This window comes from Pseudoalteromonas rubra (assembly GCF_004212645.1).
Lineage (GTDB): Bacteria > Pseudomonadota > Gammaproteobacteria > Enterobacterales > Alteromonadaceae > Pseudoalteromonas > Pseudoalteromonas rubra_G.
In genome coordinates, this window is record NZ_PPUZ01000175.1 from 1 (window position 1) to 421 (window position 421).

Annotated in this window: 2 tRNA genes; both read left to right on the forward strand. The window is 44.9% G+C overall.

From position 1 onward, the window contains the following. Positions 1–50: 50 nt before the first annotated feature. Positions 51–127, forward strand: a tRNA-Ile gene (locus tag C3B51_RS23385). A 114-nt stretch (positions 128–241) separates the two neighbouring features. Next, positions 242–317: transfer RNA gene (locus C3B51_RS23390), tRNA-Ala, on the forward strand. The last annotated feature ends 104 nt before the right edge of the window (positions 318–421 follow it).

A 421-nucleotide genomic window follows, 5' to 3' on the forward strand; every position in this document is an offset into this window, starting at 1 on the left:
TGTCCACACAGATGATTGTTGATTAGAATTAGAGAACACAAACATTGTTTGGGTCTGTAGCTCAGCTGGTTAGAGCGCACGCCTGATAAGCGTGAGGTCGGTAGTTCAAGTCTACTCAGACCCACCACTTCTTCCCGATGCTGCGTTATTAAGCTCGTCGTTTAGAAAACACTAAACGTCCTCACTTAATGCCTGGCCTCGAAAAGAAGCTTGGTTCAGAACAATGTTATCCTAGTAATGTGGGGCTATAGCTCAGCTGGGAGAGCGCCTGCCTTGCACGCAGGAGGTCAGCAGTTCGATCCTGCTTAGCTCCACCACTTTACTACTTACTCCTCATAGATAAACACTCTTACCAACGACTTGGTAATCTGAGAGTTTTTAACTCTGAGAAGTCATTCTCTTGCTCTTTAAAAATTTGGAA